This is a genomic window from Mycobacterium sp. SMC-21 (assembly GCF_045310825.1).
Taxonomy (GTDB): domain Bacteria; phylum Actinomycetota; class Actinomycetes; order Mycobacteriales; family Mycobacteriaceae; genus Mycobacterium.
Genome location: NZ_JBJIAO010000030.1, coordinates 12,994 through 34,865, shown reverse-complemented (window position 1 = coordinate 34,865; position 21,872 = coordinate 12,994). Strand labels below are relative to the sequence as shown.

The window sequence follows — 21,872 nt, the reverse complement described above, 5'->3', positions numbered from 1 at the left end:
GCCGCCTGCGGCGTGCATTTTGGGGCCGCTCGCCGGAGCTGCGTGCGCATCGTAGGCATCTGTCAGATCATTGTTGTTGGCCCAACACGGTGTGCAGTTGATTGCGGTTGGTGATGCCGAGCTTGGGGAACATCTTGTAAAGGTGGGCCGCAACGGTTCGGTGTGAAACGTAGATGCGGTCGGCGATCTCCCTGTTGGTCAGCCCTGCGGCGGCCAACTGAGCGATCTGAAGTTCTTGGGAGGTCAGGTCGGAAGCCGGGCCCTGACGCGGAGTCCCGGCAGGGGTGGCCACGCCTGCCGCACGCAGCTCGGCGGCGGCCCGATCGACGAACGGTGCCGCGCCGGCGGCGTCGAATACGGCCAGCGCCGACGACAGATGGGTGCGCGCCTCGGTGATCCGGCGCTGTCTGCGCAGCCATTGCCCATATGCCAGATGCGTTCGGGCCGTTTCGAGTTCGGCGTCCGCGTCATCTCCGGCGGCCAGAGCTGCCAGAAAATGGTCCTGTGCCGCATCATCGGTCTGGGCCAACAGCGCGTGTGCCCGATGCGCGAGCATCAACTCCAGGCCGGTCCCCAGCTGTCGCGCCTGATCCTCGATCTCCGCGAGCAGCGGTCGCACCAGTTCGGCTCGGTCGCTGCCGGCCGCGGCCTCGGCGAGATCGGCGACGGCCCACCGCTGGGATGTCCTGTGGCCGGTCATTTTCAGCAGGTGTCCCAATGCCTCGGCCGGATCGGCGGTAAACAGTGACAACAGGCCCGCTGCCCAGTGCGCGTCGTCATGCCACAGGATCGCGGGATCGGGAGCCAGCAGTCGACGCGCGGTGGCTATGGTCTCGTGGGCCTGGTCGAACCGGCCCTGCCATACCTGCACCCGGGCCAGGGTGGCCGCCGCCGAGGCCGCGGTCATCGGTAGCTTGATGTCCCGGGCCAGCCGCAGCGCATTCTCGGCCGCGATGGCCGCGGCCTGGATTCGGCCCTCTTGCAACAGCAGGTGCGACGCGCCGCGCTGACTCTCGCATTCGTCGGCGGCTGACCCTGAGGTCCTGGACCTGCTCTGGACCAGCTTCCAGCACTGCATGGCATGCGTGCGGTCGGCGACCGCCTCGGCGGCGAACCCGAGCGCCATCAACAGCAAGGGGTCGTCGGCAACCTCGTTTACGAACCGGGGCAGACGGGTGCGTAGGGCCTGACCCGCGCCGGTGTCGTCCAGCAACGCCATTGCCATGCATACCGCCGGATCGTCCGCGCCGCGATCGAGGCGGCTGATGGCCGCGACGATGTCGCGACGGGGCTCCTCGGCGAGGCCGTGCATGCGGCACTCGATGGCTGCAGCCCACAGCAACCGACGCTGTGCGGCGTCGCCGTCCGTGAACTTGCCGGCGAGCGCCACGAGTTCGGTCGCCGACTGGCCCGATAGCGCAGCGGTCGCATTGAGGACGAATCGGGTGATGGCCAATTGCTCTGCGCTGCAATGCTTGGCACCGAGATTCTCGGCTTCGCCGAGAATGCTGATGGACTCGGCGGTCAGTCCGGAGCTGCGGGCGATCTCGGCCGCTTCGGTCAACCGGCGCACCCGAGAAGACGGTTCTGGGGACAGCACGGCCGCCCGGCGCAGGGCCGCGGCGGATTCGGCGCCGGCGCCGCGCGCATGGGCGTGCCGCGCGGCGCCTTCCAAAGCTGTGGCAACTTGCTCATCGGTGCCGAATGTGGCTTCCGCGCGGTGCCATGCCGCGCGGACCAGGTCCACCGTCGCGTCGGCGAGTGCCCGGTGGACGACTGTCCTCGTGGACAGCGGAGCTGCGCCATAGACCGTCGATCGGATCAACGGATGGCGGACGTGGATCCGGTCGCCGCCCGCCCTGATCAGGCCCGCCCGCTCCAGCGGGGCCAATTCATCGGTGAGTACCAGGCCGAGAAGATCAGCTGCGACGTCGATGTCACGTAGCTGGCCATCACTGGCCGAGATCAATAGCAGCAGCAGGCGGCCGTTGTCGGTCAGGTCGTCGAGCTGGGACAGGAAAGCTCGTTCGACCCGGCGGGTCGTGGGCAGCGGCTCACCGGAGAAGGTGGCGCTGCTGCCGCGCTCGCTCAGGGCGCCGGACAGTTCGATGACTGCCAGCGGGTTGCCGCCTGCCTGCTCGAGTACCCGTTGCTGGAGCAGGGCGTCTGCGTCCTGGGCGGTGGTGCTCAACAGTTGACGGGCATGTTCGGGAGCCAAGGGACCCAATGACAATCGAGGCAGACCGTCCAGATATGCGGTGGCGCCATCGAGCCCCGTACGTTCGGCGCACAACATCATCAGCGGTGCATTACTGAGCCGGCGCGCCACGAACGCCAGAACCTCCAGCGAAGACTGGTCCAGCCACTGGACGTCATCGATGATCAGGACGATTCGGCGTCGGCTCGCCGATTCTTCGAGGAGTCCGAGTACCGCCAGGCTGACCATCAGCCGATCTGGCGTCGGGCCTTCGGCCAGGCCAAAAGCGGTCAGCAGGGCCGTGCGCTGGCGGGGTGGTAATGCCGGGGTGTGGTCGAGCACCGGGTGGATGAGTTCGTGGATGCCGGCGAAACCCACTTCGCTCTGGCTCTGCAGGCCCGAACAGCCCAGCCTGCTGTAGCCGTTGGCCACCGCCCAGTCGGCGATCGCCGATAGCAACGTGGACTTGCCGATACCGGCCTCACCGTCGACGACAAGCGCTGCGCCACTTGTGGAGATCGCGGCGAGCGTGTCGGTGACGCTTGACAACTCGGTTGACCGACCGATTATCACCGTTGCCAAGCTAGCAGCCTGAATTGGCATTGCCAACCTAGGTATGGTGTGAGGATGCGCACCGACCCGTGGTCCGACGACGCCTGCCCGATAGCCCGCACGATGGCGGTGCTGGGGCAGCGGTGGGCCATCCTGATCGCCCGCGAGGCATTGCTGGGGCGGTCCCGGTTCTCCGAATTCCGCGAGCAGCTCGGGGTGGCCTCCGATGTACTCAGCGCGCGGCTGGCCGAGTTGGTGGCCGCCGGCATCCTGGAGGTCGAGGATTATCGGGAGCCCGGCGAGCGCACGCGCAGTCGCTACGTGCTCACCGACGCCGGACATGATCTGGTGACAGTGCTCGCCGCGATGGGGCAGTGGGGTCGCAAACACCGGGTCACCACCAAGCGCAGCGGCTACCGGTTCATCGAGAAATCCACCGGCGAGCATGCACTGGTGGTCTTCCGTCGGCACGACGGCATCGCTGTACCTACCCGTGGCGTGGCACTCATCGACTCGCTCAACTCCGAATGAAGTCCAGCAGATCGCGATTCAGCTGTTGCTGGTAGTCGCCGTGAATACCGTGGGGGGCGCCCGGATACACCCGTAGGGTGCCGTACCGCACCAGCTCGATCGATTTCGACGCCGCATCGTGGATCGGGACGATCTGATCGTCGTCGCCGTGGGCGATCAGGATCGGCGCTTCGAGGGCCCGCAGATCCGCGGTCAGGTCGGTTTCCGAGAACGCCTTGACGCAGTCGTACGCCGATGCGAGTCCCGCCTGCATGCCCTGGAGCCAGAAATGGTCGATCAGTCCCTGGGAGACGGTGGCACCGTCTCGGTTCAAACCGTAGAACGCCACCGCGAGTTCCCGCCAGTACCCGGATCGGTTGTCCAGTACGCGGGCCCGGATGTCGTCGAACACCGACAGCGGTGTGCCCTCGGGGTTTTCTGCTGATGCCACCATCACCGGTGGCACCGCGCCGACCGTGATCACCTTGCGCACCCGACCGGCGCCGTGGCGTGCCGCGTACCGCACCACCTCGCCACCTCCGGTGGAATGCCCCACAACGACGACGTCGGACAATCGGAGTCCGTTGATCAGCGCCGCCAGGTCTGCGGCGTAGGTGTCCATATCGTTGCCAGACCACGTCTGCTCGGACCGGCCGTGCCCCCGACGGTCGTGGGCGATGGCACGGAAACCGTTGTCGGCGAGGAGTTTCAGTTCCACATCCCACGCGTCGGCGCTGAGCGGCCAGCCATGACTGAAGACCACCGCCGGCCCGGATCCCCAGTCCTTGTAGTACAGCTGCGCCCCGTCGGAGCCCTCGATGAATGGCATGGGTGCCAGTCTGGCCTCAGCTGTCAGACGCGGCCATCAGTCAAACGACCATCGCGACACGCGGGCCCTCGTCCGCATACCCCCGTAGTCAATTGACGGATACCGGGAGCCGGGCCGAGAACGCAGGCTGGTGACAACGACGACAGCAGGGAGACACCACATGACGGAAGCCTCCACCGCGGTGGGCGCTGCGCACGCCGCCAACCTGGACATCGAGGTCGACGGTGAACGGTTCGCCTACCGGCGCTTCGGTGGTCCTTCGGCCACGGTGCCGCCACTGGTGCTGCTTCAGCATTTTCGCGGCAATCTCGATTACTGGGACCCAGCATTCCTGGACGTGCTCGCGGCCGACCGTGAGGTGATCACCGTCGACCTGCGCGGCGTCGGAGGCTCCACTGGCGCCACACCCGACAACATCGCGGACATGGCGCGCGACGCCCTCCGGTTCATCGACGCGCTCGGCCTGAAATCCGTTGATCTGCTCGGTTTTTCACTCGGCGGTCACATCGCCCAGGAGATCGCGCTGGTGCGTCCGCGATTGCCGCGCCGGCTGGTGCTCGCCGGCACGGCGCCGCAGGGTGCTCCCGATCTGCACAGGTGGTCCGAGGACGTCTACGCCTACGCCTGTGCCGACGAGATCACCGCCGAAGGATTCATCGCGCTCTTCTTTTCCGGCTCCGAGAAGAGCGTCCAGCGCGGTTGGGAGTACCTGGCGCGCACCCACGCTCGAGACACCGACCGTGACGCCGAAACCACTCTGGCCTGTCGTGACGCGCAGTACCAGGCGCTGATGACTTGGGGCATACCGGAATCGTCGAAGCTGGAACGGCTTTCGGCCATCACCCAACCGACGCTTGTCGCCAACGGCGACAACGACACCATGATGTCGACCAAGAACAGTTACTTGTTGGCCGAGAGGATCCGCGGCGCCCAACTGCGCATCTATCCCGATGCAGACCACGGATTCCTCGACCAGTATCCGGTCGAGTTCGGCCAGCACGTCCGCCAATTCCTCGGCCGCTAAGGAGAATTCATGACCGACCTGCTCACCTCTGTGCTGAATGCCTACGGCGGCGTCGACCGTTGGCGGGAGTTGACCTCGGTCACCGCGCGCAAACGGTTCGGGGGCGCCATCTGGGACATCAAGGCCGTACCCGGCATCGTCGACGACGGTGAGATCACGGTCTGGATCAAAGACCAACGCACCTCGCTGTCGCCTTTCACTGCGCCCGATTTGAAGACCGCCTACACGCCGCAACGGGTCGGTATCGAGACAACAGCCGGGGACATCGTCGAGATGCTCGACGATCCCAGAGCATCGTTCGCCGGGCATACTCTCGAAACACCTTGGAGCACATTGCAATTGGCGTACTTCACCGGGTACGCCATGTGGACCTACACGGCCGAGCCGTTCAATCTCACCTTTCCCGGTGTGCGTACCGCAGAGGGCGAATCCTGGACCGAGGACGGCCAGCAATGGCGCACCCTGCACGTCGACTACCCCGACGCGATCGCCACCCACAGTCCCCACCAGATCCTGTACATCGATTCCGACGGACTGATTCGACGTCGCGACTACCAGGTCGACATTGCCGGGGGATCCCCGGGCGCTCACTACGTTTCGGATTTCGATGAGATCGGCGGTCTGGTCATCCCACGCACCCGGATGATCTACGTCCGCGACGCCGACAACCACCCGCTACCGGAGCAACTCGTGGTGTCCATCGAACTGACCGATATCACCGTCAACTGAAGGGAATGCCCATGACATATTTGTCCGATCAAGCAGAGGATCGCTTCGTCGGGGGCCCTGACGGCGAACGTTTCCACTACCGCCGATTCGGGAGGACCGGCGGAGTCCCGTTGGTGCTGTGCATGCGCCTGCGCGGCACGGTCGACCACTGGGATCCACAACTGCTCGACGCGCTGGCCGCCGAACGCGAGGTGATCGTCTTCGACAATCGTGGGACCAGCCTCTCCAGCGGCGACGCGCCGACCACCATCGACGGCCTTGCCGACGGTGCCATCGCGTTCATCCGGGCGCTCGGACTGACCCAGGTCGACGTGCTCGGCTGGTCGCTGGGCGGCATTGTCGCCCAAGGTATTGCATTGCGTGCGCCGGAACTGGTGCGTCGACTGGTTGTCGCGGGTAGCACGCCGGCAGGCGTGCCGGACCAGCCGGCCCCGGGGCCCCGGGTCGGGGAGATTCTCGGCCACCCCGTCAACGACGATGAGGACTACCTGTACCTGTTCTTCCCGGAAACCGATCAGGGTCGTGCCGCCGGACTGGCTTCATTGCGGCGCTTGGACACTCGGTTGGTGCAGTCCCAGGCCGCGGTGCAGGGGGACACCTATCGGGCACAGTTGGGTGCCATCGCCGCATTCGGTGGTTACTACCGGCGGCTGGCGGAGCTGAAGCTGCCGGTGCTGGTCGTCAACGGTGCCCATGACGTGATGATCAATTCCTATGCGACCTACGCGATGTCGCAGCAACTGCCGGATGCCAAGGTGGTGCTCTACAGCGACGCCGGCCACGGATTCCTGTTCCAGCACATCGCGGATTTCGCGCACGACGTCAACCGGTTCCTGGGATGAGCGCCATGAGAGCTGTCAGCCAGGACGAACTCGGCGGGCCCGAGGTGCTACACGTGGTCGAGATCGACCGTCCTACACCAGGAATTGGGCAGATTCTGGTCCGGGTGCACGCCGCCGGTGTGAACCCGGTTGACGGGATGAACCGTCAGAGCGGGGTACTCGTCGGGGCGACACCGTTCGTCCTGGGCTGGGATGTGTCCGGCACTGTCGAAGCCGTGGGTTTCGGCGTCACCCTCTACCGGCCCGGTGACGAGGTGTTCGGCCTGTTGCCATTCCCTCTGGGGCACGGCGCCTATGCCGACTATGTCGTCGCTCCGACTCGGGTGTTCGTGCCGAAACCGGCGAACCTCGACCATGTTCAGGCCGCCGCGTTGCCGCTGGCCGGGTTGACGGCCTACCAGGCACTGGTGGACACCGCCGGCATCGGCGACGGCACCCGGGTGCTGATCACCGCCCCGGCCGGCGGGGTGGGACATCTGGCGGTGCAGATCGCCAAGGCATTCGGCGCGTATGTCATCGGACTGGCGTCACCCGATAACGTCGAGATAGTGACCGGCCTCGGCGCCGACGAGGTGATCGACTACACCACAACCGATTTCGCGACGGTGCTCAGCGATGTGGATGTGGTGTTCGACCTCGTTGGTAACGACTATCAGAGCAAGGCGCTGCAGGTGCTCAAACCCGGCGGCACGCTGGTCTCGTCGCTGCCGCAGTCTCTGCCGGAGGTCGTCGCCGACGCTGTCGCGCGAGGTATCCGGCCGGCCGGACTGTTCGTCGAGGCCGACCGGCTGGGCATGACTGCGCTGGCAGAGCTTGCCGGCCGCGGGGCGCTGGTCCCGACGATCGCGGCCACCTTCCCGCTGGAACAGGTCGGGCAGGCGCAGTCCTACCGCGTCAGGACCGGCAAGGTGGTGTTGACCCTGTGATGGCGAACGAAGCTGGAACCGACGTCGTGGAGAGCACGGCGATCGAAGCCGATCTGCTCGTCATCGGTTTCGGTAAGGGTGGCAAGACGCTGGCCGGTGACGTTGGCCGGACAGGCCAACGGGTGGTCCTGGTCGAGCAGGCGGCGCAGATGTTCGGCGGCACCTGCATCAACACCGGTTGCGTGCCGACGAAGTCGATGGTCCATCAGGGCGAGAAGAACGCCGCGACAAACCTCCCGGGTGAACTGGCTTATGCCGCAGCGGTTGCCGCAACGGAGCGGTTGACCGCGGGGCTTCGTGCGGCCAACCTCGCTGCACTGGAAAGTATTCCGTCGGTCACGGTGCTGATCGGCACCGCCATGTTCGTAGATGCCAACACGGTGCAGGTCAGTTGTGATGCAGGTGCCGTGACGGTGAGCGCTCGTCAGATCGTCATCGGAACCGGGGCGCGCGCCGGCACCGCGGACATACCCGGCCTGGCTGCTTGTCCGGTGGCCGTCACCAACGTCGAGCTGTTGCATCAGGCGGCTCGCCCGGAACGCCTCGTCGTTCTCGGTGGTGGATTCATCGGCCTCGAATTCGCGTCGATGTATGCCGCGTTCGGCTGCTCGGTCACGGTCCTCGAGAGGAATCCGGCAGTGCTCGCAAGCGAGGAGCCTGAGATCGCGGACATGGCGCGTTCACTGCTGGCCGCGCGCGGCGTAGATATCCAAACCGGCGCCGATGTCGTCGACGTGCAGACGATCCTCCGTCCCGGCGCCGCGCCGATGGCTCGTGTTCGGTACCTGAGCGATGGACGACCGGTCAGTGTCGACGCAGACTCTGTTCTCGTCGCGCTCGGGCGCATCCCGAACACGGCTGCATTGCGCCTCGACCGGGCGGGAGTCGAGACGACCGACAGGGGTGCAGTCGTCGTCGACGACTACCGTCGCACCAGCGTGCCACACATCTTTGCGGTCGGTGACGTCACCGGGGGACCCCAATTCACCTATATCTCACTCGATGACTACCGCATCGTCGCCGACCAGCTATCCGGGGTCGATGAACCTCGGCGGGCGTCGCAGCGAACGGCAGTACCTACGTGTCTCTTCCTCACCCCGCCGCTGGCCCGGGTGGGATTGACCGAGTCGCAGGCGCGCAATGCGGGTCACGACGTCCTCGTCGCCGCAAGTCCGGTCGCAAATCTCGCAACCGTGGCCCGTGCACGTATCGTCGAACAGACCGAAGGAATGATGAAGGTCGTCGTCGATGCCACCACCGGCAAGATTCTCGGCGCCACACTGTGGTGTCATGACGCCCACGAAGTGATCAACATCGTCGCACTGGCGATGCGGCACGGTATCACCGCGCGTGCACTGCGCGACGAGATCTACACGCACCCTTCGATGTCGGAGTGCTTCAACCAGCTACTGGGACTATTGGCCTGAGCGCATTGCCCGGTGCGGGCGGTGCCCGCGCAACCACGCGAGGCACCGCCGCTACCGACTACCCGGCGTCGGTCATCGTCAGGACCACCCGAAAGCGCGCTTCATTGCGCATCATCCGGTCGTAACCGGCGGCCGCATCCCGCAGCGGCATCGGTTCAACCCACGGCCGAATGCCATGCAGGGCAGCGAATTCCAGGGTGTCTTCGGTATCCGCTGCGGTACCGGCAGGATGCCCATGAATGGTGCCTGAGGCGTTGATCAGTTGTAGCGGAGTGATGTCGAGTGGTTCGGCGAGCACGGCAAGCGTGAGTACCTCACCGTGTGGCGCGAGGCCGTCGCCCGCAACGCTGATCGCGGTCCGATTGGTGGCCGTCGCCGCCACCACCCGCGCGCCACCGAGCTTGCGCAGTTCGGCGGCCACGTCGGCGGCGGTCGAATCGATGTAATGGTGAGCGCCCAATTGATAAGCCATATCGGCCTTTCCGGCGCCGCGTGCGATGGCCACGGTCCGGAATCCCATGCGTGCGGCGAACTGCACGCCCAGGTGACCCAGTCCGCCGATGCCCAAGACGGCGACCACGTCGCCTGGGCGTGCACCACTGTGGCGCAGCGAATTGAACATCGTCACTCCGGCGCACGCGAGTGGTGCGGCTTCGACGGCGGTGAGGGCGTCGGGGATCCGTGCCAGTCCGGACTGGTGCACGAGCAGCATCTCGGCATAGCCGCCCGGAAACCCGGCCCCGGTCACCTTCGAGCGCGTGCAGTGCACAAAATCACCGCGGCGACAGCGGGAACAGCTCCCGCAGTAATACCCGAACCAGCCGACCGCGACGCGGTCGCCGATCTGCCAGTCGAGCACTCCGGGCCCGACCGCCACGATGTGACCGGCGACCTCATGACCGGGCGTCACCGGAAAAACCGTGCCGGGCAGGTGGCCCGCGGCGATCTGAGAGTCCGAATGGCACACGCCGCAGGCTTCGACGCGGACCAACACCTCGCCGTCGCCGGGTTCGTGCACCGGCCGGTCCGTGAGTGTGATTGCACCACCGGGTTCGGTGACCTCGACGCTGCGGTATGTGGCGACCATGAATGTGACTCCTTTTGCGACAGAAACGGATCAGGCGGGGGTGGCGACGTCGAGCACCACGCGGAACCGGGCGCGGCCGGACATCATCCGGTCATACGCACGGGGTGCTTCGGTGAAAGGCATGGGCTCCACGAGCGGCGCGATCTGGTGCGTGAGGCTGAACGCCAGGTTGTCTTCGTTGTCGATCGCAGAACCGGTCAGACTGCCGAGGATGCTGCGGCCCCCGAAGATCAGGTCGGATGTGTGAACAGGCAGCGGCTCGGGGGATGCCCCGACAACGACCAAACGTCCGCGGGGCCGCAGTCCGGCGACCAACCCGGCCATCGACGGTCCGCTCGACGCCGTCGCGATGACGGCGGCGGCACCGCCGAGTGCGTTGAGCGTCGATGCGACATGTTCGGTCGAGCTGTCGATGAAATGGTCGGCGCCCAATGTCTTTGCCAGCTCCTCCTTCCCGGTGCCGCGCGCGACGGCGGCGACCTGGAATCCCATCTTCTTTGCGTACTGGATGCCGAGATGGCCGAGCCCGCCGATGCCTTGGATCGCCACCAAGCTGTTCAGCGGTGGCCCAGCGGCGCGTATCGCGTTGAACACTGTGACACCCGCGCAGAGCAGCGGGGCTGCGGTGAGCGCGTCGAAACCGTCTGGGACACGGACCAATCCGGTGGACCGGGCGTACATGATCTCGGCATAGCCGCCGTCTGTGGTGGTACCCGGCTGTGGTTGATCACTGCAGTTGACGAAGTCTCCGCGGCGGCAGAAGTCGCACTGCCCGCACTGCCCGCCGAGAAACCCCACTCCGACGCGGTCACCGGCCTGCCAGCGTGGATCGACGCCGGTGCCGACAGCGTCGATGATGCCGATCACCTCATGTCCCGGCACCACCGGTTCCTGCGGGTCGGTTCGCTGCCCCTCCACGGCGAGCACGTCGCTGTGGCACACCCCGCAGGCCAACACGCGGATGCGGACCTGCCCATGGTCCGGCTCCCGAAGTTCCCGTTCCACGAGGGTGAATTGCCGCTGTCCGGTCACCTGATACGCCCGATATGCCGTCACCACGTCAGGACATCAACCCGGACCGAATCGCGGTATCCGCACGGTGACCGTCGTTTGGCGTGCGGCGGGCGTGACGGTCTTCCAAGTGATCTGGCCAGGTTGGCAAGCGTTGTCCGCCGCGGCCGGCAGTCAGATTACTTATGCCGCGCTTCGCGATGCACGGCGAGAATCACCGGCATGAACGAATTGTCGAGCGCTGAAATGGCATTGGCTGCGATTCTCCCGGTGCTGGCCGCCGCCGTCGGCGAGAGTGTGCGATTGCCGACGCCCTGCCCGGGATTCGATGTGGCCGCGCTGGCGGATCATCTGGCGGGAACTGTGACAATGGTGGGCGAGGCGGCTGGGGCGCAGGTTTTCGTCACGCAGAACGCGGGCATCGGGACACGCATCTCGCAGACCACGAATTCGGTGATCGACGCCTGGCGCGCTCGGGGCACGGAAGGCGACGCGATGTTCGCCGGCAGGGTCATGCCTGCGCACCTGGCGTTGGGAGTGCTGTCGGTCGAGTTGGTGGTGCACGGTTGGGACTTCGCGCAGGCACTGGCACGCCCGCTGGCTGTCGCCGCCGCACACGCCGACTTCGTGCTCTCGCTTGCACAGCGCATCATCACCCCGGACAGTCGGCGTACTGCGGGGTTCGACCCTCAGGTACCGGTAACCACCGATGCCGAGGCTCTTGATCGCTTGGTCGCTTTCACCGGGCGTCATCCGCGACAACACGTTGCGTGACTCCAGAAGGCGCAGTAATTGGTTTGCAAGTTGATGCATAAACATGCAGAATCGCTCGTATGACTTCTGTGGCGGTGGCCGGCGCCAGTGGGTATGCCGGCGGCGAGATTCTGCGGCTTCTGCTGGGCCATCCGGCCTATGCCGATGGTCGCCTCACCATCGGCGCGCTGACCGCCGCGGGCAATGCCGGCACCACGGTCGGTGACCACCACCCGCACCTGCTGCCGATCGCGCAGCAGGTGCTGCAGCCCACCGAGGTCGACGTCCTCGCCGGGCACGACGTCGTGTTCCTGGGCCTGCCGCACGGTCATTCGGCCGCGCTCGCACAGCAACTCGGCCCCGACACCCTGATCGTCGACTGTGGCGCCGACTTCCGGCTCACCGACGCCGCCGCGTGGGAGAAGTTCTACGGCTCCGAGCACGCCGGCAGCTGGCCCTACGGTCTGCCCGAGCTGCCCGGCGGCCGCGACAAGCTCCTGGGCACCAAACGCGTCGCGGTACCGGGCTGCTACCCGACGTCGGCGCTGCTGGCGCTCGTCCCCGCCGTCGCCGCTGGGCTCGTCGAGCCCAACGTCACCGTTGTCGCGGTGAGCGGTACCTCGGGCGCGGGCAAGTCGGGCAAGGTCGACCTGTCGGCCGCCGAGGTCATCGGCTCGGCCCGTGCCTACAACGTCGGCGGTGCGCACCGGCACACCCCGGAGATCGCCCAGGGCCTGCGGGCCGTCACCGACAAGGACGTGACGGTGTCGTTCACCCCGGTGCTGATCCCGACGTCGCGCGGCATCCTGGCGACCTGCACCGCACGCACCACCGCATCTGTCGAGGAAATCCGGGCGGCGTACGAAAAGGCCTACGCCAGTGAGCCGTTCATCCACCTGTTGCCGGAAGGTCAACTGCCCAAGACGGGTTCGGTGGTGGGCAGCAACGCCGCGCAGATCGCGGTCGCGGTCGACGAGGATGCCAAGACCCTGGTGGCGCTGTGCGTCATCGACAACCTGACCAAGGGCACCGGCGGCGCGGCAGTACAGTCCATGAACATCGCGCTCGGCTGGCCGGAAACCGAAGGACTATCCACCGTGGGAGTAGCACCGTGACCGACACCCCGTCCCTGCATCGCAACCAGGGCGTCACCGCGCCGGAAGGCTTCCGGGCCGCCGGAATCGCCGCCGGTATCAAGGCGTCCGGGAAACCGGACCTGGCGCTGGTGTTCAACGAGGGACCCGATCTGTCGGCCGCGGGCGTGTTCACCCGCAACAAGGTGCGGGCCGCTCCCGTGCAGTGGAGCGAGCAGGTACTCAAATCCGGCCGGCTGCGGACCGTGATCCTGAATTCCGGTGGCGCCAACGCATGTACCGGTCCGGGCGGATTCCAGGACACCCACCAGACCGCCGAGGCCGTCGCCGCCGCGCTGAGCGACTGGGGCACCGAGACCGGGGCCATCGAGGTCGCGGTGTGCTCGACGGGCCTGATCGGTGACCGGCTGCCGATGGACAAGGTGCTCGCCGGTGTCACCGAGATCGTGCACGAGATGGCCGGTGGCCTCTCCGGCGGTGACGAGGCCGCGCGGGCCATCATGACCACCGACACGGTGCCGAAACAGGTTGCGCTGCACCATCCGGGCAAGTGGACCGTCGGCGCCATGGCCAAGGGCGCCGGCATGATGGCGCCGTCACTCGCGACCATGCTGGTGGTCATCACCACCGACGCCGTCGCGGACGCCGAGGCCCTCAAGCTGGCGCTGAAGAACGCCGCCGGCAAGACGTTCGACCGGCTCGACATCGACGGCAGCTGCTCCACCAACGACACCGTCCTGCTGCTGAGCTCCGGCGCCAGCGAAATCCGGCCCAGCCAAAGCGAATTGGACGAGGCCGTCCTGGCCGTCTGCGACGACCTGTGCGCGCAACTGCAGGCCGACGCCGAAGGTGTCACCAAGCGCATCGCGATCACCGTCAAGGGCGCGGCCAGTGAGGACGACGCCCTCGTGGGCGCCCGGGCCCTGGCGCGCGACAGCCTCGTGAAGACCGCGCTGTTCGGGTCCGACCCCAACTGGGGCCGGGTCCTGGCCGCCATCGGCATCGCGCCCATCGAACTCGTGGCCGACCGGATCAGCGTGTCGTTCAACGGTTCTGCGGTGTGCATCGACGGTGCCGGCGCGCCGGGAGCCCGGGACGTCGACCTGTCGGGCGCCGACATCGAGGTCGTCGTCGATCTGCAGATCGGCGAACACGAGGCCACCATCCGGACCACCGACCTGTCGCACGCGTACGTCGAAGAGAACTCGGCGTACAGCTCATGAGCACGGCCGGGCTTTCGACCGCGGTGAAGGCGGCGGTCCTCGCCGAGGCGCTGCCGTGGCTCAAGCAGCTGCACGGCAAGATCGTCGTGGTCAAGTATGGCGGCAACGCCATGACCGACGACACCCTCAAGGCGGCTTTCGCCGCCGACATGGCGTTCCTGCGCAACTGCGGCATCCAGCCCGTGGTCGTGCACGGCGGTGGTCCGCAGATCAGCGCGATGCTCAAACGCCTTGGCATCGAAGGTGATTTCAAGGGCGGCTTCCGCGTCACCACGCCCGAGGTCCTCGACGTCGCGCGGATGGTGCTGTTCGGGCAGGTCGGCCGCGAGCTCGTCGGGCTGATCAACGCCCACGGCCCGTACGCGGTCGGCATCACCGGTGAGGACGCGCAGTTGTTCACCGCGGTGCGGCGCAGCGTGACGGTCGACGGTGTGCCCACCGACATCGGTCTGGTCGGCGACGTCGAACACGTCAACGCCGAAGCCATCCTGGATCTCATCGACGCGGGCCGGATTCCGGTGGTGTCCACCATCGCTCCCGACGCCGACGGTGTGGTGCACAACATCAACGCCGACACCGCCGCGGCCGCGGTCGCCGAGGCGCTCGGCGCCGAGAAGTTGTTGATGCTCACCGACGTCGAGGGCCTGTACACCGACTGGCCGGACCGCAACTCGCTGGTCACCGAAATCGATACGGCCGCATTGGCACAACTGTTGCCGAAGCTCGAATCCGGCATGGTGCCCAAGATCGAGGCCTGCCTGCGGGCCGTGGAGAACGGTGTCCCGAGCGCGCACGTCATCGACGGCCGGGTCGAACACTGTGTCCTCGTCGAGCTGTTCACCGACGAGGGCACCGGAACCAAGGTCGTGTCACCCGCATGAAGGGAACCGAAGCAATGCAAGCCCGTTGGCAAGCGGTGATGACCAACAACTACGGCACGCCGCCCGTCGCGCTGGTCAGCGGCGACGGCGCCGTGGTCACCGACGCCGACGGCAAGAACTACGTCGACTTCCTGGCCGGCATCGCGGTGAACGTGCTGGGACATCGTCATCCGGCGGTGATCGAGGCCGTCACCACTCAGCTGAACACGCTGGGCCACACCTCGAATCTGTATGCCACCGAACCGGGTATCGCGCTGGCCGAAGCCTTGGTGGCCCAGCTCGACGCGCCGGCGCGAGTCTTCTTCTGCAACTCCGGCGCCGAAGCCAACGAAGCCGCGTTCAAGATCGGCCGGCTCACCGGCCGCACCAAAATCGTTGCGGCCCAAGGGGCGTTCCACGGCCGCACCATGGGCTCGCTGGCCCTGACCGGCCAGCCCGGCAAGCAGGAGCCGTTCCTGCCGTTGCCCGGCGACGTCACCCACGTCCCCTACGGCGACGCCGACGCGCTCGAAGCGGCCGTGACCGACGAGACCGCGGCGGTGTTCCTCGAACCGATCATGGGCGAGGGCGGCGTCGTCACCCCGCCGGCCGGCTACCTCGTCAAGGCACGAGAGCTCACCGCGAAACACGGTGCGCTGCTGGTGCTCGACGAGGTGCAGACCGGCATCGGCCGCACGGGCGCGTTCTACGCGCATCAGCACGACGGCATCACCCCCGACGTCATCACGCTGGCCAAGGGCCTCGGCGGCGGGCTGCCCATCGGTGCCTGCATCGCCATCGGTGATGCTGCCGAACTGCTGCAGCCGGGCATGCACGGCAGCACTTTCGGCGGCAACCCGGTGTGCACCGCCGCGGGCCTGGCGGTCGTCAAGACCCTCGCCGATGACGACCTCGTGCACCGCGCCGACGCCGCCGGAAAGACGCTGGCACATGGCATCGAGGAGCTGAACCACCCGCTGGTCGACCACGTCCGTGGCCGCGGGCTGCTGCTCGGCGTCGTCCTGACCGCGCCGCAGGCCAAGGCCGTCGAAAACGCCGCGCGCGACGCGGGTTTCCTCGTCAACGCCGCGGCCGCGGACGTCGTGCGGCTCGCGCCGCCGCTGGTCATCACCGACGCGCAGATCGACGCGTTCCTGACCGCCCTACCCACCGTTCTCGACACCGCAGCAGGGGAGTCCCAGTGATCCGCCATTTTCTCCGTGACGACGATCTGACGCCTGAAGAGCAGGCCGAGGTCCTCGCGCTGGCCGCCGAACTCAAGAAGGCGCCGTTCAGCCGTCGTCCGCTCGAGGGCCCGCGGGGCATCGCCGTCATCTTCGAGAAGAACTCCACCCGCACCCGCTTCTCGTTCGAGATGGGCATCGCCCAGCTCGGCGGGCATGCGGTCGTCGTCGACGGTCGCAGCACGCAGCTGGGCCGCGAGGAGACCCTCGAGGACACCGGCGCCGTGCTGTCGCGCTACGTCGACGGCATCGTCTGGCGCACGTTCGCGCAGGAACGCCTGACGGCCATGGCGTCGGGCGCGACCGTCCCCATCGTCAACGCGCTGTCCGACGAGTTCCACCCCTGCCAGGTGCTGGCCGATCTGCAGACCATCGCCGAGCGCAAGGGCAAGCTCGCCGGGCTCAACATGAGCTACCTCGGCGACGGCGCCAACAACATGGCGCACTCGCTGATGGTCGGCGGCGTCACGGCCGGCCTCAACGTGACCATCGCCGCGCCGAAGGGCTTCGAACCCGACCCGCAGTTCGTCGAGGCCGCCAAGAAGCGCGCGGCGGAGACTGGCGCGACCGTCACCGTCACCACCGACCCGCAGGCCGCCGCCGACGGCGCCGACGTCCTCGTCACCGACACCTGGACCTCGATGGGCCAGGAGAACGACGGCCTGGACCGCGTGCGGCCGTTCCGTCCGTTCCAGATCAACACCGCGCTGCTCGGCCGGGCGGCAGCCGACGCCGTCGTGCTGCACTGCCTGCCGGCGCACCGTGGCGACGAGATCACCGACGAGGTGATCGACGGCCCGCAGAGCGCGGTGTTCGACGAGGCCGAGAACCGTCTGCACGCGCAGAAGGCGATGCTGGTCTGGCTGCTGGAGCGCAACGCGCGATGACAGCATCGACCCGGGCCGGACGGCAGTCGCGCATCGTGGCGCTGCTGTCGTCGAACCCGGTGCGCAGTCAGACCGAACTCGCGGCCCTGCTCGCCGCGGAAGGCATCGACGTCACCCAGGCCACGCTGTCGCGGGACCTGGAGGAACTCGGTGCGGTCAAGCTGCGCGGCGCCGACGGCGGCACCGGCGTCTACGTCGTCCCCGAGGACGGCAGCCCCGTCAAAGGCGTCTCGGGCGGCACCGAGCGGCTGTCCCGTCTGCTCGGCGAGCTGCTCGTGTCCACGGACGCCAGCGCCAACCTGGCGGTGTTACGTACGCCACCTGGGGCCGCGCAGTACCTGGCCAGTGCAATAGATCGGGCGGCTCTGCCTTATGTTGTGGGCACGATCGCCGGTGATGACACCCTTTTGGTTGTCGCCCGCGAACCGATGAGCGGCGCCGAGCTCGCCGCCACCTTCGAGAACCTGTAGCAGTACGAGAACAAGGAGATTGACACATGTCCGAGCGCGTCATCCTGGCGTATTCCGGCGGTCTGGACACTTCGGTCGCGATCAGCTGGATCGGCAAGGAGACCGGCAAAGAGGTCGTTGCCGTGGCCATCGACCTGGGCCAGGGCGGCGAGGACATGGAGGTGGTGCGTCAGCGTGCCATCGACTGCGGCGCCGTCGAGGCCGTCGTGGTCGACGCGCGTGACGAGTTCGCCGACGAGTACTGCCTGCCGACCATCAAGGCCAACGCGCTGTACATGGACCGGTACCCGCTGGTGTCGGCCATCTCGCGGCCGCTGATCGTCAAGCATCTCGTCGAGGCCGCCCGCAGCCACGGCGGCACTGTCGTCGCGCACGGCTGCACCGGCAAGGGCAATGACCAGGTCCGCTTCGAGGTCGGCTTCAACACCCTGGCGCCCGAGCTGGAGGTCATCGCCCCGGTCCGCGACTACGCCTGGACCCGCGAGAAGGCCATCGCCTTCGCGCAGGAGAACGACATCCCGATCAACGTCACCAAGAAGTCGCCGTTCTCCATCGACCAGAACGTGTGGGGCCGCGCCGTCGAGACCGGTTTCCTCGAGGACCTGTGGAACGCCCCGACCAAGGACGTCTACGACTACACCGAGGACCCGACGGTCCACTTCAACACCCCCGACGAGCTGATCATCAGCTTCGACAAGGGCCGCCCCGTCGCGATCGACGGCCGCCCGCTGAGCGTGCTGCAGATCATCCAGGAGCTGAACTCCCGCGCCGGTGCGCAGGGTGTCGGCCGCCTCGACGTCGTCGAGGACCGCCTCGTCGGCATCAAGTCCCGCGAGATCTACGAGGCCCCGGGCGCCATGGTGCTGATCACCGCACACACCGAGCTCGAGCACGTCACCCTGGAGCGCGAGCTGGGCCGCTACAAGCGCGGCGTCGACCGCAAGTGGGGCGAGCTGACCTACGACGGTCTCTGGTACAGCCCGCTGAAGGCCTCGCTGGAGGCGTTCGTCGAGCACACCCAGCAGCACGTCTCCGGCGACATCCGCCTGGTCCTGCACGGCGGTCACATCACCGTCAACGGCCGTCGCTCGGGTGAGTCGCTCTACGACTTCAACCTCGCCACGTACGACGAGGGCGACAGCTTCGACCAGAGCGCCGCCAAGGGCTTCGTCCAGCTGCACGGCCTGAGTTCCAAGATCTCCGCCAAGCGCGATCTGGGTTTGTAAATCTCCCGCGAGCGGCCGTGTTTGTACATCGACACACCGTGTTCAGCTGTACAAAAGCGGCCGCTCGCACTCGACGAGGGGCACGTTAATGAGCACCGGTGGGACCAACGAGGGTTCGCTGTGGGGTGGCCGGTTCGCCTCCGGCCCGTCTGATGCGCTTGCCGCACTGAGCAAGTCGACGCACTTCGACTGGGCGCTGGCGCCATATGACGTCACCGCGTCCAAGGCGCACGCCCGCGTGCTGCACAACGCCGGGTTGCTCACCGACGAGCAGCGCGACGGGCTGCTGGCCGGGCTGGACAGCCTCGGGAACGACGTCGCAGACGGTTCCTTCGGGCCGCTGCCGACGGACGAGGACGTGCACGGCGCGCTGGAGCGCGGCCTGATCGACCGCGTCGGTGAGGACCTCGGTGGCCGGCTGCGCGCCGGCCGGTCCCGCAACGACCAGGTGGCGACGCTGTTCCGCATGTGGCTGCGCGACGCCATCAAGACCGTCGGCAACGGCGTGCTCGACGTGGCGGCCGCGCTGGCCGGCCAGGCCGAGGCGCACCCCACGGCGATCATGCCCGGCAAGACGCATCTGCAATCGGCGCAGCCCGTGCTGTTGGCCCACCACCTTCTCGCGCACGCGCACCCACTGCTGCGCGACGCCGACCGGCTGCTCGATCTGGACAAGCGGGCGGCGGTGTCGCCCTACGGTTCCGGTGCGCTCGCCGGTAGCTCGCTCGGCCTTAGCCCCGACGCCATCGCGGCGGATCTGGGATTCAATGCGGCTGCGGACAATTCGATCGACGCCACTTCTTCGCGCGACTTCGCCGCCGAGGCGGCTTTCGTGTTCGCCATGATCGCCGTGGATCTGTCCCGCCTGTCCGAGGACATCATCCTCTGGAGCACAACGGAATTCGGCTACGTCAAGCTGCACGACTCCTGGTCGACCGGCAGCTCGATCATGCCGCAGAAGAAGAACCCCGACATCGCCGAACTGGCCCGTGGCAAGTCCGGCCGCCTCATCGGCAACCTGGCCGGTCTACTGGCGACGCTCAAGGCGCAGCCGCTGGCCTACAACCGGGATCTGCAGGAGGACAAGGAGCCGGTCTTCGACTCCGTCGCTCAGCTCGAGCTGCTGCTGCCCGCGATGGCCGGCCTGGTCGGCACCCTGACCTTCGACACCGACCGGATGGCCGCGCTGGCGCCGCTCGGCTACACCCTTGCCACCGACATCGCGGAATGGATGGTGCGCCAAGGTATTCCGTTCCGCGTCGCGCACGAGGCAGCAGGTGCGGCGGTCAAGGCCGCAGAGGCCAGGGGAGTCGGGCTGGAAGAACTCGCCGCCGACGAGCTGGCCGGTATCCACCCGGGACTCACCGAGGAAGTGCGCGACGTCCTGACCATCGCCGGTTCGGTCAAGTCGCGTGATGCCCGCGGCGGCACGTCGCCGGCGAGGGTTGCCGAGCAGCTCACCATCGTGCGGGATCGGGCGGCGCAACTGCGGTCACAGCTGGGGTAGGCGCCGGTGGACGTCGAGGCGGTGGTGCTGCGAGCCCAACTGCTCGGCGACGTCGGCCAGTGGCAAGCCGCCGCGGACCTGCTGTCGTCCGCCCTTGCCGAGCACCCGCACGGGGGACAGCTGCTCGAAGCATTCGCCGTCGCGGTCTACAACGTCGGAGATCTGGACCGTGCGCGCGCCGCCGCAGATGCGGCGATAGCGCAAGACGGCACGTCGCTGTTGGCGTTGCAGGTGCTGGCGCGCGTCAGCCTTTCGGCGAGCCGCACCGCAGACGCGGTCCGATATGCCCGTAAGGCTGTAGAAGCGAATCCCCATGACGCCGACGCGCACATGCTCCTCGCAACCTGCCTGGCGGAGGTGCCGGATCGACGTGCCGCGAGGACGGCCCTGGATCGGGCGTTGGAACTCGAATCCCATGACGCTGAGCTGTTTTTGGCCGCAGCACGCGTGGCCCGCCGGTGTGGCGACGACCGCGCTGCGCAATTCATCGCCACCGGATTGAGCCTCGATCCATCAAGTGCTGATCTACAGACCGAGGCCGCCGCGGCTCGGCCTTTCGCCGGAGGGCGCGTGGCGGGTCTGTCCGCGGTTCTCGTCGACGAACCCACCCACGGCGCAGCACGGCACACTCTCGCGCAGACCGTGTGGGGCACCATCGCTCGGCTTGCCGGCGGCGTCTGGATCTACACGTTGGCGGTGGTCCTCTTCTCCGCGTGGGTGCCGCCGTCGGTGTTGCGTCATCTGGCCCCGGTGTTGATGGCGCCGCTGCTGGTGCACTGGATTCGCACCTTCTCTCGAGTGCGCAAGCAGCTTCCGCGCGGTTACCTGGCCCGGCGGCTGTGGCGCGGTCCGATTGCGTTGGCCGGCATCGGGTTGGCCGCATTGGCCGCATTCATCGCCACGGTCGCACCTGTGCTGATCATCGTTGGATGGAGCCCAAATGGTGTACGCCTCGGGTATCAGGCACTGATCGTCGCGTGCCTGCTGGCCGGTCTCGCTCACGTCATGGTGACCATCGGGCGCCTTCGCAGCGACCGCGACGTGAGCTTGGGCGACCATCTGACCGAGCAATCGGGCTACTGGTTGGTGTGGCTGCTCGGCTTGGGACTGCCGGTCGGCCTGGGATGGGCGTGCTACCGATTGGCGGCGCAGCCCGGCGCGCTGTGGTTTGCACTGATGGTGCTGCCGATCGTGTTCGGGGTCCGCTGTGTGGAGTACGTCGTGGCCCTGGCCGGCCGGGGTCTGCGATGGTCGGGGTATGTCATGGCGGCGCTGTTCCTCGCCGGTTGTGCGTGGCTCGTGCTGTTGTGTGGTCACCGGGCAGCGAGTGTCGATTTCACGTATCAGCCGGGGCCGTTGTCACCCGGCAACATTCAGGTGCCGACGTTCAGCCCATTGCCACCCATACCGACCTTCACGGTGCCGGCGCCCAGCCGCTGAAGCAGCCGACACCGCCGGCCGTCTGCGGGCCCGC

General features: G+C 67.2%; 20 protein-coding genes. 16 read left to right on the top strand and 4 right to left on the bottom strand.

Annotated elements, in window-relative coordinates; translation table 11 throughout:
* Positions 1–67: 67 nt before the first annotated feature.
* Positions 68–2,770: an AAA family ATPase gene (locus tag ACJH6H_RS22615; RefSeq protein ID WP_346415125.1), complete on the bottom strand. Its 2,703-nt coding sequence runs from the start codon at positions 2,768–2,770 to the stop codon at positions 68–70.
* A 54-nt stretch (positions 2,771–2,824) separates the two neighbouring features.
* Between ACJH6H_RS22615 and ACJH6H_RS22610 the strand changes: the two genes are divergently transcribed.
* Positions 2,825–3,280 carry a winged helix-turn-helix transcriptional regulator gene (locus tag ACJH6H_RS22610; protein ID WP_406775855.1) on the top strand — a complete coding sequence of 152 codons (456 nt, stop codon included), beginning with the start codon at positions 2,825–2,827 and terminating at the stop codon, positions 3,278–3,280.
* Here ACJH6H_RS22610 and ACJH6H_RS22605 read toward each other — a convergent pair.
* Positions 3,267–4,088 (bottom strand): alpha/beta hydrolase, encoded by an 822-nt coding sequence (locus ACJH6H_RS22605; protein WP_346415124.1) that lies wholly within the window; start codon positions 4,086–4,088, stop codon positions 3,267–3,269. The genes ACJH6H_RS22610 and ACJH6H_RS22605 overlap by 14 nt on opposite strands.
* Before the next feature lie 160 nt (positions 4,089–4,248).
* On the opposite strand from ACJH6H_RS22605, the gene ACJH6H_RS22600 reads away from it, so the two are divergent.
* From ACJH6H_RS22600 to ACJH6H_RS22580, 5 genes are read left to right on the top strand one after another with little or no spacing between them, the layout of a single operon-like run.
* Complete coding sequence (locus ACJH6H_RS22600; protein ID WP_061007336.1) at positions 4,249–5,112, top strand: alpha/beta fold hydrolase; 864 nt, start codon at positions 4,249–4,251, stop codon at positions 5,110–5,112.
* A gap of 9 nt (positions 5,113–5,121) precedes the next feature.
* Positions 5,122–5,841: a hypothetical protein gene (locus ACJH6H_RS22595; protein WP_061007335.1), complete on the top strand. Its 720-nt coding sequence runs from the start codon at positions 5,122–5,124 to the stop codon at positions 5,839–5,841.
* Positions 5,842–5,852: 11 nt separating this feature from the next.
* Positions 5,853–6,683, top strand: coding sequence for an alpha/beta fold hydrolase (locus tag ACJH6H_RS22590; RefSeq protein ID WP_064857982.1), 831 nt, complete (start codon positions 5,853–5,855; stop codon positions 6,681–6,683).
* A 5-nt stretch (positions 6,684–6,688) separates the two neighbouring features.
* Positions 6,689–7,609 carry an NADP-dependent oxidoreductase gene (locus tag ACJH6H_RS22585; RefSeq protein WP_064857981.1) on the top strand — a complete coding sequence of 307 codons (921 nt, stop codon included), beginning with the start codon at positions 6,689–6,691 and terminating at the stop codon, positions 7,607–7,609.
* Positions 7,609–9,036, top strand: coding sequence for a dihydrolipoyl dehydrogenase family protein (locus ACJH6H_RS22580; protein ID WP_406775854.1), 1,428 nt, complete (start codon positions 7,609–7,611; stop codon positions 9,034–9,036). Before ACJH6H_RS22585 ends, ACJH6H_RS22580 begins: the two co-directional genes overlap by 1 nt.
* A 58-nt stretch (positions 9,037–9,094) precedes the next feature.
* Here the strand turns inward: ACJH6H_RS22580 and ACJH6H_RS22575 are convergent, their stop codons facing one another.
* Complete coding sequence (locus ACJH6H_RS22575) at positions 9,095–10,123, bottom strand: alcohol dehydrogenase (RefSeq protein WP_064857962.1); 1,029 nt, start codon at positions 10,121–10,123, stop codon at positions 9,095–9,097.
* Positions 10,124–10,153: 30 nt separating this feature from the next.
* Positions 10,154–11,182 (bottom strand): zinc-binding dehydrogenase, encoded by a 1,029-nt coding sequence (locus ACJH6H_RS22570; protein ID WP_061010623.1) that lies wholly within the window; start codon positions 11,180–11,182, stop codon positions 10,154–10,156.
* A 174-nt stretch (positions 11,183–11,356) separates the two neighbouring features.
* Here ACJH6H_RS22570 and ACJH6H_RS22565 point away from each other — a divergent pair, with 174 nt between their 5' ends.
* The 10 genes from ACJH6H_RS22565 to ACJH6H_RS22520 all read left to right on the top strand — a co-directional run bounded on the left by ACJH6H_RS22565 (position 11,357) and on the right by ACJH6H_RS22520 (position 21,838).
* Entirely contained in the window at positions 11,357–11,908 is a 552-nt protein-coding gene (locus ACJH6H_RS22565; RefSeq protein ID WP_020103331.1) for a TIGR03086 family metal-binding protein, read from the top strand.
* A gap of 59 nt (positions 11,909–11,967) precedes the next feature.
* The gene (gene argC, locus ACJH6H_RS22560) at positions 11,968–13,002 is read left to right on the top strand and encodes an N-acetyl-gamma-glutamyl-phosphate reductase (protein WP_212814126.1); all 1,035 of its coding nucleotides are present in this window, start codon (positions 11,968–11,970) and stop codon (positions 13,000–13,002) included.
* The gene (gene argJ / locus ACJH6H_RS22555) at positions 12,999–14,204 is read left to right on the top strand and encodes a bifunctional glutamate N-acetyltransferase/amino-acid acetyltransferase ArgJ (protein WP_406775853.1); all 1,206 of its coding nucleotides are present in this window, start codon (positions 12,999–13,001) and stop codon (positions 14,202–14,204) included. The genes argC and argJ overlap by 4 nt, the downstream gene beginning before the upstream one ends.
* Complete coding sequence (argB, locus tag ACJH6H_RS22550; RefSeq protein ID WP_020103334.1) at positions 14,201–15,085, top strand: acetylglutamate kinase; 885 nt, start codon at positions 14,201–14,203, stop codon at positions 15,083–15,085. The genes argJ and argB overlap by 4 nt, the downstream gene beginning before the upstream one ends.
* Positions 15,082–16,269, top strand: coding sequence for an acetylornithine transaminase (locus ACJH6H_RS22545; protein WP_406775852.1), 1,188 nt, complete (start codon positions 15,082–15,084; stop codon positions 16,267–16,269). Before argB ends, ACJH6H_RS22545 begins: the two co-directional genes overlap by 4 nt.
* The gene (gene argF / locus ACJH6H_RS22540; protein WP_406775851.1) at positions 16,266–17,195 is read left to right on the top strand and encodes an ornithine carbamoyltransferase; all 930 of its coding nucleotides are present in this window, start codon (positions 16,266–16,268) and stop codon (positions 17,193–17,195) included. Before ACJH6H_RS22545 ends, argF begins: the two co-directional genes overlap by 4 nt.
* On the top strand, positions 17,192–17,665 hold the full coding sequence (locus ACJH6H_RS22535; RefSeq protein ID WP_212814136.1) for an arginine repressor: 474 nt from the start codon (positions 17,192–17,194) through the stop codon (positions 17,663–17,665). Before argF ends, ACJH6H_RS22535 begins: the two co-directional genes overlap by 4 nt.
* A 26-nt stretch (positions 17,666–17,691) precedes the next feature.
* Positions 17,692–18,891, top strand: coding sequence for an argininosuccinate synthase (locus tag ACJH6H_RS22530; RefSeq protein WP_053856149.1), 1,200 nt, complete (start codon positions 17,692–17,694; stop codon positions 18,889–18,891).
* Positions 18,892–18,979: 88 nt separating this feature from the next.
* Positions 18,980–20,398 carry an argininosuccinate lyase gene (argH, locus tag ACJH6H_RS22525; RefSeq protein WP_212814138.1) on the top strand — a complete coding sequence of 473 codons (1,419 nt, stop codon included), beginning with the start codon at positions 18,980–18,982 and terminating at the stop codon, positions 20,396–20,398.
* A 6-nt stretch (positions 20,399–20,404) separates the two neighbouring features.
* A complete protein-coding gene (locus ACJH6H_RS22520) occupies positions 20,405–21,838 on the top strand; it encodes a tetratricopeptide repeat protein (RefSeq protein WP_406775850.1) in 1,434 nt (477 codons plus the stop codon).
* Positions 21,839–21,872 lie beyond the last annotated feature (34 nt).